General features: G+C 37.5%; 11 protein-coding genes. 10 read left to right on the top strand and 1 reads right to left on the bottom strand.

The genetic code is table 11. From position 1 onward, the window contains the following. Nucleotides 1-34 precede the first annotated feature (34 nt). The 10 genes from uxaC (at nt 35) to AADJ06_RS19030 (ending at nt 12,787) form a co-directional block, all read left to right on the top strand. The gene (uxaC, locus tag AADJ06_RS19075) at nt 35-1,426 is read left to right on the top strand and encodes a glucuronate isomerase (protein ID WP_341228089.1); all 1,392 of its coding nucleotides are present in this window, start codon (nt 35-37) and stop codon (nt 1,424-1,426) included. Between the two features lie 75 nt (nt 1,427-1,501). Beyond that, on the top strand, nt 1,502-2,542 hold the full coding sequence (locus tag AADJ06_RS19070; protein WP_341228088.1) for a sugar kinase: 1,041 nt from the start codon (nt 1,502-1,504) through the stop codon (nt 2,540-2,542). A gap of 14 nt (nt 2,543-2,556) precedes the next feature. Beyond that, on the top strand, nt 2,557-3,222 hold the full coding sequence (locus AADJ06_RS19065) for a bifunctional 4-hydroxy-2-oxoglutarate aldolase/2-dehydro-3-deoxy-phosphogluconate aldolase (protein WP_341228087.1): 666 nt from the start codon (nt 2,557-2,559) through the stop codon (nt 3,220-3,222). Nucleotides 3,223-3,306: 84 nt separating this feature from the next. Next, complete coding sequence (locus AADJ06_RS19060; RefSeq protein WP_341228086.1) at nt 3,307-4,593, top strand: MFS transporter; 1,287 nt, start codon at nt 3,307-3,309, stop codon at nt 4,591-4,593. 75 nt (nt 4,594-4,668) lie between these two features. Next, nucleotides 4,669-5,169, top strand: a complete 501-nt coding sequence (locus AADJ06_RS19055) for a GNAT family N-acetyltransferase (protein ID WP_341228085.1) — start codon at nt 4,669-4,671, stop codon at nt 5,167-5,169. Between the two features lie 138 nt (nt 5,170-5,307). Continuing rightward, entirely contained in the window at nt 5,308-6,522 is a 1,215-nt protein-coding gene (gene dinB / locus AADJ06_RS19050) for a DNA polymerase IV (protein WP_341228084.1), read from the top strand. A 3-nt stretch (nt 6,523-6,525) separates the two neighbouring features. Further along, entirely contained in the window at nt 6,526-9,492 is a 2,967-nt protein-coding gene (dnaE, locus tag AADJ06_RS19045; RefSeq protein WP_341228083.1) for a DNA polymerase III subunit alpha, read from the top strand. Nucleotides 9,493-9,916: 424 nt separating this feature from the next. Then, nucleotides 9,917-10,927: a TRAP transporter substrate-binding protein gene (locus AADJ06_RS19040; protein WP_341228082.1), complete on the top strand. Its 1,011-nt coding sequence runs from the start codon at nt 9,917-9,919 to the stop codon at nt 10,925-10,927. A 23-nt stretch (nt 10,928-10,950) separates the two neighbouring features. Then, on the top strand, nt 10,951-11,421 hold the full coding sequence (locus AADJ06_RS19035; protein WP_341228081.1) for a TRAP transporter small permease: 471 nt from the start codon (nt 10,951-10,953) through the stop codon (nt 11,419-11,421). A gap of 61 nt (nt 11,422-11,482) precedes the next feature. Continuing rightward, a complete protein-coding gene (locus AADJ06_RS19030) occupies nt 11,483-12,787 on the top strand; it encodes a TRAP transporter large permease (RefSeq protein ID WP_341228288.1) in 1,305 nt (434 codons plus the stop codon). Between the two features lie 158 nt (nt 12,788-12,945). On the opposite strand, the gene AADJ06_RS19025 is transcribed toward AADJ06_RS19030, so the two are convergent. Beyond that, nucleotides 12,946-13,068, bottom strand: a complete 123-nt coding sequence (locus AADJ06_RS19025) for a hypothetical protein (RefSeq protein ID WP_341228080.1) — start codon at nt 13,066-13,068, stop codon at nt 12,946-12,948. Between the last annotated feature and the right edge of the window lie 396 nt (nt 13,069-13,464).

Genomic DNA, 13,464 nt, shown 5'->3' with positions numbered 1-13,464 from the left:
AAGAGTCATTAACCCTGTGACCTATAGAATAAAAATGAAAAATTTCTTAGACGACAATTTCCTGCTTCAAACAAAAACTGCAGAGAAACTTTATCATGAGTATGCTAAAAACATGCCCATTATAGATTACCATAATCATTTGCCCCCTGACCAAATATTGAACGATATAAATTTCAATAACATAAGTCATGCTTGGCTAGCTGGAGACCATTACAAATGGAGAGCCATGCGTTCAAACGGCATAAATGAAGCCTACTGTACTGGAAATAAGACCGACGAAGAAAAATTTCAAAAATGGGCAGAAACAGTTCCTTACACCTTAAGAAACCCACTTTATCACTGGACTCATTTAGAGCTACAGAGGTACTTCGGTATTCATGATATTTTAAATGGAGACTCTGCAAAGAGCATTTATGCTGACACCTCTGCCAAATTACAAACTAAAGAATACTCTGTTCAAGGGCTATTAAGTAAAATGAAAGTTGAGACGGTTTGTACCACAGACGACCCACTTGATACCCTAGAGCATCATATTGCATATGACAACTCTGGTGTAAATATGTACCCAGCTTTCAGACCAGATAAGTTCATTCTTATTGAAAACGATGGTTTCGCTTCTTTTATAGAAAGACTAGGTGCTATCGTAAATGCTCCTATTTCAGACCTTGATGGGCTTCAAAAAGCCTTAAGAAGTAGAGCCGATTTCTTTAAGAAGAACGGTTGTAGAATCTCTGACCATGGCCTTGAGCAAATTTATTCTGCCGACTTCACAGAAGAAGGAGCCGACAAGGTTCTCAAAAAAGCTCTTAACGGTAAAACCGTTTCTGAAGCTGAAGCATTAGAATTTAAATCTGCCATTCTCCATTATTTAGGGGTGATGTATTCTGATTTAGGATGGGTACAGCAGTTTCACTTAGGTGCCTTAAGAAACAACAATGAAAGAGGTTTAAGAGAGTTAGGACCAGATACAGGTTGGGATAGTATGGGAGACTGGCCACAAGCTGCAGCTATTTCACGCTATTTAAATAAGTTGGACAATACTAACCAATTGGCCAAAACGGTTTTATATAACCTTAACCCTGCTGACAATGCCATGATAGCCACCATGATTGGTAACTTTAACGATGGCTCAGTAGCTGGTAAAGTTCAATTTGGCTCAGGGTGGTGGTTTTTAGATCAAAAAGATGCCATGATTGATCAAATGAATATCTTATCTAACATGGGATTGATTAGTAAGTTTATTGGTATGCTAACAGATTCTAGAAGTTTCCTTTCTTTTCCAAGACACGAATACTTCAGAAGAATTTTGTGTAACCTTTTTGGTAAGGACATTGAAAATGGTGAACTTCCAAACGATATTCCTTGGACCGGTAAAATCATTCAAGACATCTGTTATAATAACACCAAAGAATACTTTGGGTTTTAAGTCAAAAACATCGGAACTTTAGCGTTCTTAATTTTTAAAAAATAAAAGACATTTAGTAAGTCAAAATATAACAAAATGAAAAAAGTAGTCACTTTCGGTGAAATCATGTTACGTCTTTCACCTCCTGGTTTTTTAAGATTTTCTCAAGCAAACAGCTTTGATGTGGTTTATGGTGGTGGTGAGTCTAACGTGGCTGTATCATTGGCTAATTACGGAGTTCCTGTAAGTTTTGTAACACGTTTACCTAAAAACGATATTGGTGAGTGTGCTCTTATGGAAATGAGAAAACGTGGTGTCAACACTGACAACATAGTTTTTGGTGGAGATAGATTAGGAATCTACTTCTTAGAAACTGGAGCTGTTTCAAGAGGAAGTAAAGTGGTTTATGATAGAGCCGGTTCTTCTGTAAGTGAGATTGAGCCAGGAATGGTTGATTGGGATAAAGTTTTTGACGGAGTAGAGTGGTTTCACTGGACAGGTATTACTCCTGCTATTTCTCAAAGTGCTGCCGACGCTTGTTTAGAAGCCGTAAAAGCTGCAAGTGCTAAAGGTATTACTATCTCTACAGACCTTAACTACAGAGCTAAACTTTGGAATTATGGTGGAGACAGAGAAGCTATCATGACTGAGCTAACATCGCATTGCGACATTATTCTTGGAAACGAAGAAGATGCAGAAAAGCACTTCGGAATTAAGCCAGAAGGTCTTGATATCACTACCCAGGGGCACGATGTTACTGCTACAGCTTTCCTTTCTGTTTGTAAGCAAATGATGGAAAAATTCCCTAAAGCGAAAAAAGTAATTACCACGCTTAGAGGTTCTATATCAGCATCCCATAATACATGGGCTGGAGTTATGTATGATGGCAAAAACATGTTTGAATCGCCTCAGTATCAAATCACTGACATTGTGGATCGTGTAGGTGGTGGAGATTCATTTATGGGAGGTTTAATTTATGGTTTGTTAAAATACCCAGAAGACGACCAAAACGCATTGAATTTTGCGGTAGCGGCATCTTGTCTTAAGCATACTATCAAAGGAGACGCCAACTTGGTAACAGTACCAGAAGTAGAAAAATTAATGAGTGGCGACGCATCGGGTCGTGTAGCTAGATAAATTATAAAAATAAGATGGCAAAATATACAAGATTAGAAGTAGCAGCAGTAATGAAAGATAATGGGATGGTTCCCTTATTTTTCCATTCTGACATTGAGCTTTGCAAAGACGTTTTAAAAGCTTGTTATGACGGAGGTTCTAGATTGATGGAATTTACTTCAAGAGGAGATTTCGCTCATGAAGTATTTGGCGAATTGAACAAATACGCCCTAAAGGAACTTCCAGGTATGATTTTAGGTGTAGGCTCTGTTACAGATGCCGCATCGGCTTCTTTATACATGGCACTTGGAGCTAACTTCATAGTTACGCCAGTGCTTAGAGAAGACATTGCCATGGTTTGTAACCGTCGCAAAGTACTTTGGTCTCCTGGTTGCGGTAGTCTAACAGAGATTTGCAGAGCAGAAGAACTAGGCTGCGAAATTGTAAAACTATTCCCTGGTGACTTATATGGACCTAAATTCGTAAAAGGAATTAAAGGACCTCAGCCATGGACTAGCATTATGCCTACAGGCGGTGTTTCTCCAGACGAAGCTAACCTTAAAGGTTGGTTTGATGCAGGTGTAACTTGCGTTGGAATGGGTTCTCAGCTTATTTCAAAAGAAATACTAAATAACAAAGATTTTGAAGGTTTAAAAACTAAAGTAAAAGATGCTTTAGCTTTGATAAAAACACTTCGTTAATCAAAAAAAGGGGGGATAATCATATTCCCCCTTTAATTCTATTTCATTTCTAATAAAGCATTCAACCGCTTAATCGACCCTATAATGAACAGCAAGCCTAAAATATTTAGGTGGACCGTGGTGATACTTTTATTCACTGCCACCACTATTAACTATCTCGACAGGCAAGTTATTGGACTGCTTAAACCTACCTTAGAAAGAACTTTCAGTTGGTCCGAAAAAGACTACAGCTATATAGTAATGGCTTTTACTGCCGCTTATGCCTTAGGTTATTTAGTATTCGGGCGTATTATTGATAAGATAGGCACTAAGATTGGCCTAGCCGTTTCCATTTCTATTTGGTCTATTGCAGCTATGGGACATGCTCTAGCAAGCTCAACATTCGGCTTTGCATTTTGGAGGGTTATTTTAGGAGCTGGAGAAGCTGGTAATTTTCCCGCCTCCATTAAAACTGTGGCAGAGTGGTTTCCTAAAAAAGATAGAGCTCTTGCTACTGGAATATTCAATGCCGGAACAAATATAGGGGCAGTTGTAGCCCCACTTTGTGTTCCTTGGATTTTGGGTGTCTATGGCTGGGAAATGGCCTTTATTTTAACAGGTGCAGTTGGTTTTGTGTGGCTCGTCTTCTGGTGGATCATGTACGAAAGACCGGAAAGGAAGAAAGGTATTAGTCAAGAAGAGTTAGCTTATATAAACAGTGATGTTGAATCAGATGATACTGGAGAATCGGATGAAGGAGTTAGCTGGGCCAAACTATTTAGCTTAAGGCAAACTTGGGCTTATATATTGGGCAAGTTTTTCTCTGACCCTATTTGGTGGTTTTTCTTATTCTGGATACCTTCTTATTTCTCAGACATTTTTGACCTAGATTTAAAAAAACCTTCTATCCATATCGCGGTTTTATATGTAATAGCTACCATAGGGTCTGTTGGTGGTGGTTATTTATCAGGCTATTTCATAAAGAAAGGCTGGCCAATATATAAAGCCAGAAAAGCAACCATGCTCCTAGTTGCCTTTGCCGTAATGCCTATTATGGCTGCCAAATACGCTCCAAGTATCTGGTGGGCAGTTACATTAATTAGTATTGCCTGTGCGGCACATCAAGCATGGAGTGCTAATATGTTTACCACTGCTTCAGATATGTTCCCTAAAAAAGCCGTAAGTTCTGTAGTAGGAATTGGTGGCTTAGCTGGTTCTATCGGTGGTGTTTTGTTTCCTTGGTTAGTAGGTTTTATACTTGATAAATTTGAATTAGCTGGCAACATTGGAGCTGGTTATAATATCATCTTTATTATCTGTGGACTGGCCTATTTGGTAGCATGGCTCTGTATGCACTTCTTAGCACCAAAAATGACCAAAGTCAAACTATAATTTATCATCATATTTTCTATATAAAAGCCAAATCAGCGAACAAAAACTCTGGTTTGGCTTTCTTAGTTTTACAGCATGATTTCACTTCGCAAAGCCACTATTAATGAGCTTCCAATTATCCAATCCTTAGCCAAGGAAATTTGGCCAGCTACCTTCGGCCAAATCCTGTCACAAGAGCAAATAGAATATATGTTAGACATGATGTATTCACTGACTTCTTTAGAGAAACAGTTAACAGAACTAAATCATGTTTTTATTATCGCCTCTGAAGCTGACATAGATGTGGGTTACCTTAGTTATGAAATCAATTCAAAAAACAAGTCAGAAACCAAAATCCATAAAATCTATCTTCTACCCACTACGCAGGGCAAAGGCTATGGAAAACAATTAATTGGCCATGCAAAAAAGGTAGCTATTGAAAATTTTCAAACAGACATTACACTAAATGTCAACAAGTTCAACAAGGCATATGAGTTCTATCTTAAACAGGGCTTTGAGTTCGTGAAAAATGAAAATATAGACATTGGCAATGGCTTCCTGATGGAAGATGCCGTACTGAGCCTAAGCATTAGCTGATTTATGCTGGCTGCGTTTCAGGACTAACAATAATCAAACTCTAATATATTTAGCAATAAAAGCAAATATTTGTAGCCAGATTTAACTTCCCATTATCTTTGATTATAACCGTGACCTGCGGTCGAATCAATAACAATAATGCAAAGAACAATCCTACACATGGATCTAGATACCTTTTTTGTGTCTGTGGAACGCAAACTAGATAGCCGGCTTAATGATTTGCCCATTTTAGTGGGCGGTACAGGAGACAGAGGAGTAGTTTCTGCTGCAAGCTATGAAGCCAGAAAATTCAATGTCCATTCAGGAATGTCTATGAAAGTGGCTCGCCTTTACTGCCCAGAAGCCATCATTATTAAAGGTAATGCATCCGTTTATTCTGACTACTCTAGAATGGTCACAGAAATATTAAAAGAACGCGTTCCCGTCTTAGAAAAAGCGAGTGTCGATGAATTTTATGCAGATTTAACAGGCATGGACAAACATTACGGTTGTTTCCAATACGCATCTGAGTTAAGAAATACTATCATCAATGAAACCGGCTTACCCATCTCCCTAGGTATGTCAATAAACAAAACCGTATCAAAAGTAGCGACCAACGAAATCAAACCTAATAATAAACTAAGGATTCAGCCAGGTACCGAGAAAGGTTTTCTAGCCCCTCTTTCTGTTAGGAAAATACCAATGGTAGGCGAAAATACATTTCACACCCTCTGTAACCTGGGAGTTAAGATTGTAAAAAATGTACAAGAATTACCTATGGATGTAATAAGCTCCGTTCTGGGTAAAAACGGTCTTTCTCTTTGGCAAAAAGCCAATGCTTTAGATAACAGTCCTGTGGTAGAATACCACGAGAGAAAATCAATCTCAAATGAGCGAACGTTCGGCAAAGACACTACCGACATATCTAAGCTTAAAACAACTATTGAAGCTATGGCAGAGCAGCTTACTTATCAATTACGCTCCGGCGGAAAAATAGCAGGCTGTATTTCTGTCAAAATCCGGTATTCAGATTTCAACACCTATTCTAAGCAATGTAGAATAGCCTATTCTTCTGCCGACCATATTATGATTCCAAAAGTAATGGAGCTTTTTGAAAGTCTATATAACAAAAGGCTCCTTGTTCGTCTTGTTGGTGTTAAGTACAGCGACATCACCAGTGGAAGTTATCAGTTAAGCATTTTTGAAGATGCCAGAAAAACAGCCAATCTATATGCTGGCATGGATAAAATCAGAGACCGTTATGGAGCTAGAAGTGTTATGCGAGCTTCTACTTTCGGAGCACGTTCTATTGGCGGAATAGCTAATCCTTTTAATGGCGAACCCCCTACTGTTTTAGCACATAGAACCGCTTAAACCATGTATTTAAACTGCCATTCCTATTTTAGTCTCCGCTATGGTACTTTCTCTGAAAAAGAATTATTAGAGCTTGGTCAAAAACACAGACAAAATGTACTAGCCTTAACAGACATCAATAACACTTCCGCCTGCATGTCTTTTGTAAGACAAGCGGCAGAATTTAACATCAAACCCGTTATCGGTATCGACTTTAGAAATGGAGCTAAACAGCTGTTTGTAGCCTTAGCCGAAAACAATAAAGGCTTCCAAGAACTCAATAGCTATCTATCATACTATACACATTCTAAATCATCCATTCCTGAAGAAGCTCCACAATTCATATCAGCCAAAATTATCTATCCATTATCTCAAGTAATAGCTCTAGAAAAAGTCAGTTTTCAGAAAAATGAATATATAGGTGTAGGGCCAAACGACCTTCCATATTTACACCGCTCTCCATATTTCCAATACCAAGAGAAGATGGTCCTATTTCATCCAATAACATTTAGAAACAAAAGAGATTTTAATATACATCGCCTTTTACGAGCTATTGATAACAATATTCTTCTCAGTAAACTTCCAAAAACAGAAGAGGGCCTTCCTTCCGACAGCTTCTTAAGTCAAGAAGAATTAAACAAAATTGAAGAACAGTATCCTGATATTTTAGAAAACACCAAAACTCTTTTAAGTAAGTGTAACATTCATTTCGATTTTAGTTCAAGCAGAAAACATCAAAACTTACTAAGCTTTCTAGGCAATCGAGACAGTGATAATAAATTCCTTGAATTCTTATGTCAGAAAGGATTAAAAAAAAGATATGATGTAATAACGCCAATCATCAAAAACAGAGTAGAGAAAGAGCTAAAAACTATAAAAGAGATGGATTACGTAGCCTTTTTCCTATCCAACTGGAAAATCATACGCTACGCAAAAAGTAGGGGATACTATCACGTAGGTAGAGGTAGCGGAGCCAATAGTATAGTAGCTTATCTCCTTGGCATTACCGATGTTGATCCCATAGAGCTAGATCTATATTTTGAACGCTTTATGAATCTTTATCGAGCCAATCCACCCGACTTTGATATAGATTTTTCTTCAAAAGATAGAAATGATGTCACAAACTTCATTTTTGAATACTTTAAAGGAAATAACCAAGTAGCTCTATTAGCCACCTACAATTGCTTTCAACACAGCGGAGCAGTAAGAGAATTAGGAAAAGTCTTTGGTCTACCCAAACCAGAACTCGATATACTAAGCGATGGCAAGTTTGAGATTGATAAACTTGACGAACTTCAATTACTCGTAGTAAAATATTCTCAATTACTAATCGGTATTCCAAATCACCTTAGCGTCCATTCTAGTGGTATAATAATCTCAGAGAAACCAATCCACTACTTTTCTGCTACTAATCTTCCTCCAAAAGGCTTCCCCACCGTACAGTTTGATATGGAAATTGCTGAAGATGTTGGACTTTTTAAATATGACATTCTAGGTCAACGAGGCCTAGGAAAAATAAAAGATACTCTTTCCATTATTAAAGATAATCGTCCCGAACTAGCCGCCATAGACATTCATGACGTAAAACGCTTTATGCATGACCCTAAGATTAACAAAAACATTAGTGAAGCTAAATGCATTGGCTGTTTCTATGTGGAATCACCAGCGATGCGAATGCTTTTAAAAAAGTTAGGAGTCAATACTTATCTTGGGCTAGTAGCCGCCAGTTCTATCATTCGTCCTGGCGTTGCTAAAAGTGGCATGATGAGAGAATATATATTACGCCATCGTGACCCAGAAAGAATCAAACTAGCCCACCCTGTTATGTTAGAAATAATGCCAGAAACTTATGGCATTATGGTATATCAAGAAGACGTAATTAAGGTAGCACACTATTTTGCCGGCCTTGATTTAGGAGAAGCTGACCAACTAAGACGCGGTATGAGTGGGAAGTTTCGCTCAAGAGATGAATTTGTCAAAGTCAAAAAGAAATTTATAAATAACTGTAGAGAAAAGGGTATTCCTCAAGACACCATAAAAGAAGTATGGCATCAAACAGAGAGTTTTGCTGGTTACGCCTTTGCCAAAGGGCACTCAGCCTCTTATGCTGTAGAAAGTTATCAAAGCCTTTTCCTTAAAACATATTATCCGTTAGAATACATGGTGGCAGTACTTAATAATGGCGGAGGTTTTTATAGAATTGAAACCTATGTGCACGAAGCTAGGCTTCATGGAGCCCATATTCATAGTCCTGATATAAACCAAAGCCAGAAACAAACACATATTAAAGGGAATCATATATTCCTTGGTCTAGGTTTTTTACACAATTTAGACACAAATTTCATTGAGAACATACTCTCAGAAAGGAAGAAAAATGGTTCTTACAAAAGCCTAGAGGATTTCTTAGAGCGAATAGAAACAGGAACAGAACAAATAGAAATACTACTAAGAATTGGAGCGTTCAATTTCACAGGAATAAATAGGAGAGAACTACTGTGGAAAGCTTTATACAAGCTAAACAAAGAACCTCAAAGAAGGCCTCAAAACCAATTGTTCAAACTCAAACCAAAAGAAATTACCATACCTAAATTAAGCTCTACCGAACTAGAAGACGTCTTTGACCAAATGGAAATATTAGGATATCCACTTTGTAATCCATTCCTTTTAGCTGAAAAAACATCAAATGACAATTTAGCCACTCACATGGAATCATTTCTAAATACAGAAATGACACTTTATGGTTACTTAGTCACCCGTAAAAGAACAACAACAGCCAATGGACAAAATATGTTTTTTGGCACCTTTCTAGACAAAGATGGTCAGTGGATAGACACGGTACACTTTCCGCCGGTAGCAGCAAAATACCCTTTCCGTGGACAAGGGATTTATAGATTAAAAGGTAAGGTAATAGATGAGTTTGGTTTTTTAAGTATAGAAATTACACAGATGTATCGCATCTCTTACATACAAGACCCTAGGTACACTTTTTAGAAAACACATTTAAAACATAGACCAGAAAGCTCTAGAAGAAGTTTGAAGGACTCAAGCACTGAAATTGGGAGCCATTATTAAATTCTTGGAAAAACTTTAGTGCAAAAAAATAGGACGATTAGGAATCAAGAAAACCACACTCAGGGATTGTCTCATCATCAATCGTAGATATTATAATAGGCTAATTTCATCAGATTCTACACCTCTTTCTTAACAAAAAAGACTAGGTTTAGCTAAGGAAAAACTAATACTCCTTTGAATTTCTACACTCAAACGGATGCAGAAGAATCTATTTCTGATATTATGCTAATAGTCAGTGCGTACTTATTTGACTATTTTAATAAGTAGCTTGTTATAAGGCTTGCAATGCTCATACTTTCCGAATAAATTCGCATCTATTGAAATGATACCTAAGAATAAATTTATGACGAAATACAAATTTCGCCGATCTGCATTATTACCATTCCTAACAATTCTCTTACTGATTGGAACCTCATCTTGTTCTGAAATTAAGGACAAAAAAGTACTTTACTTTGCTCATTCATTACCTATTACGCATCCTGTACATAAAGGAATTCTTGCCTTTCAGGAATCATTGAACGAAAAATCAGCAGGTAAACTCCAATTAAAGATATTCCCAGATGCCCAGTTAGGTAGCGAACGTGAAACACTAGAACTACTACAAATTGGTAGTGTAGCTATGACCAAAGTGAGTGCGGCATCAATGTCTAGTTTCGCTCCGGAATATGAAGTTTTAGGAATACCATATTTATTCAAAAGCTCCGAACATTTATTCAATGTATTAGAAGGAGAAATAGGAAAAGAACTGCTAGCTGCCGGAAGTGAATACCTTCTTAGGGGCTTATGTTTTTATGACGCAGGAAGTCGTAGCTTTTATGCGAAAGAAAAGCCCATTCAAACACCAGCAGACCTGGATGGTATGAAGATTAGGGTAATGAACGATAAAATGTCAGTGGATATGGTGAAAACCTTAGGTGGCTCAGCCACACCAATGGCCTACGGAGAGTTATATACAGCACTCCAACAAAAAGTTGTTGATGGAGCAGAAAACAATATCCCTTCGTTTGTGACTTCAAACCACTATGAAATCTGTAAGTACTATACATTTGATGAACACAGTATGATACCTGACGTAGTAGTAATGAGTTCTACTTTTTGGGATTCGTTAGATGAAACCGAAAAAAAATGGGTACAAGAAGCTGCGAATGAAAGTGTTGCTAAAGAAAAACAATACTGGAAAGAAACAGTAGAAGAAAACATGAAAGTGCTTAAAGAAGCTAATGTTGAATTTATCTATCCTGATAAAACTCTGTTTTCCAATCAAGCAGCTGCACTTACGGAAACCTTAATGCAAGACCCTAATAAGAAGAAAATGATTGAGCGTATAAGAGCTGTTGGTTCAGACGAGCAATAATCAAAAACATTTCACCATTCAAAATGCAAAAAACCTATAATTTTCTCAATAAATCTATCGAAAATATGCTAGCCGCAATTTTCGGTTTACTTGTTATAGATGTAGTCTGGCAGGTTGCCTCTCGCTATATCATAGGACAGTCAAGCTCTTTTACGGAAGAATTTGCCCGTTTTTCTCTGATATGGCTTGCTGTTTTAGGAGCCGCCTACATAAATGGCCAAAAAGAGGGACATTTATCCATGGATTTTCTTGTTACTAAGTTACCTCCAAAAAAACAATTGGTACGAAAGAAAAACATCCAACTCTTCATGATATTATTTGCCATAATTGTTATGGTTATCGGTGGAGGAAATCTAGTGTATATTACTTTAAAACTGGGGCAAACATCACCAGCATTACATGTGCCTTTAGGTTATGTGTATGCCATTGTTCCTATCAGTGGTTTACTAATTATATTCTTTTGTATTCATAGAATATTAGAAACTAAAGAGTAAAACTCCACAAATCACCACGACCCACCATTACAGTTTACTGAAAAGAAACAAAACTATGAGTATTGAAGCTATTAGCATTATTTTATTATTTCTTACGTTTTTTGGACTACTAGCCTATGGCGTTCCTGTAGCGTATTCAATTGGAATCTCTACAACACTAACACTTCTGTTAAACATAGCATTTATGCCGGCCATTACCACGGCCTGCCAACGCATGACCACAGGTATTGATAATTTTGCTTTACTAGCCATTCCCTTTTTTATCCTTGCCGGAGAAGTGATGAATAGGGGCGGTATTGCTAATAGGCTTATTGCTTTTGCAAAATCATTGATAGGAAGCCTACCAGGTGGAATGCTTTATGTAAACACACTTGCAGCTATGCTCTTTGGAGCTATTTCTGGTTCGGCGATAGCGGCCGCATCAGCCATTGGAAGTACACTTACAGACAAAATGGCAAAAGACGGATATCCACGAGATTTTAGTGCTGCGGTAAACATTACTTCTTCTACCACTGGTTTGCTAATTCCACCTAGTAATGTCTTCATAATTTTTGCTTTGGCCAGTGGCGGTACCGCTTCTGTAGCGGCCCTTTTTATTGCTGGCTATATTCCTGGTTTATTTGTAGGTGCAGTCATAATGTTTATGATATACCTTTATGGTAAACGTAAAGGCTTACCTATGGGTGAGCGTGTTAGTTTTAAACAATTATTCATAGACTTTAAAAACTCCATCCTTAGTCTTTCATTGCTTTTTATAGTGGTTGGCGGTATTGTAGGAGGAATTTTCACTGCAACAGAAGCTGCTGCCATCGCGGTAGTTTATGCGGTTCTATTAGGGTTTGTAAACAAAGAATTAAAAATAAAAGACTTTAAAAGTATTCTACTTAAAAGTGCGAAAACAACAGCTATTGTGATGTTTTTAATTTGCACATCCATGGCAATGTCCTGGTTGTTCTCATTTGAAAGTATTCCACAAATGTTTACCGACTTTCTTATTGACTCCGTCAAAAATCCATTTCTGGTACTTTTAGTTATCAATATCACATTACTCTTAGTAGGTACTTTTATGGACATGACACCTGCTGTACTTATATTTACTCCTATCTTCTTACCTGTAGTTATGGCTTTGGGAATGCACCCCGTTCAGTTTGGAATGGTGATGGTCCTTAACCTTTGCATTGGCGTTTGTACCCCACCAGTTGGTACACTTCTATTTGTTGGTAGTGGTGTAGCAAAAGTGCCAGTTACCAAAGTAATAAAAAAACTCATGCCTGTTTTAGGAGCCATGACGCTTGTACTTCTAATCATTACTTATGTGCCTGCAATATCACTTTGGTTACCAAGGTTTTTCGGGTTGATTGAATAGCTTTTCTCCTTTATTATTTTACATAATACTATAGCATCATTATTTAAAATATTTGTATAGACTTGTTGTTTCCATTGTCAAGTCCCAAATAAACGATACACTTTTAAACCGTAGTTCCCTTCCCATTTAAACCGAAAAGTTTGTCCACGGTTTCTAGGTCAATGGCCTGTGTATTTATTGAATTCTTTTAAAAAAACGGCAAACTCTGTTGTCATTCGAGTGCCGCTAGCCACTATTCCCAATTCCTTGCTACGTTCTAATTCCTCTCTAAATCCTTCCATTTACGACGCTTAATAAGAAGGAAAACTTTGTAATTACGAATCGGAAAGTCTCTGATAGTTATCTCATCAAAGAAGCCTTTTGAATGTAATTTTAGGTGTAATAGTTCTTTGGGAGTATCTCCTTTTTCGGTTAGATATATGCGTAAAACACTTGGGTCTTCCTTCTTATCGATTGCTCTTGGTCCTTAATTCCTATCTCAATTTGGGAGTTAAATCAGTATATAGGTCCTAAAAAAACCAACATGTTAGATTGAGGTTTAATAAAAATGTGGGGGGAACGCCTAGTCCGTCTAACTAGACTCCTTAAACGCAAAAAAGCCCTTAGATTACTCTAAGGACTTTTTAATAAAAATGTCGGGGGGACGCCTAGTTCGTCAACCTACTCTCCCAGAACTA

Source organism: uncultured Arcticibacterium sp., from assembly GCF_964021845.1.
Lineage (GTDB): Bacteria > Bacteroidota > Bacteroidia > Cytophagales > Spirosomataceae > Arcticibacterium.
This window is presented reverse-complemented; position numbering and strand designations above follow the sequence as displayed.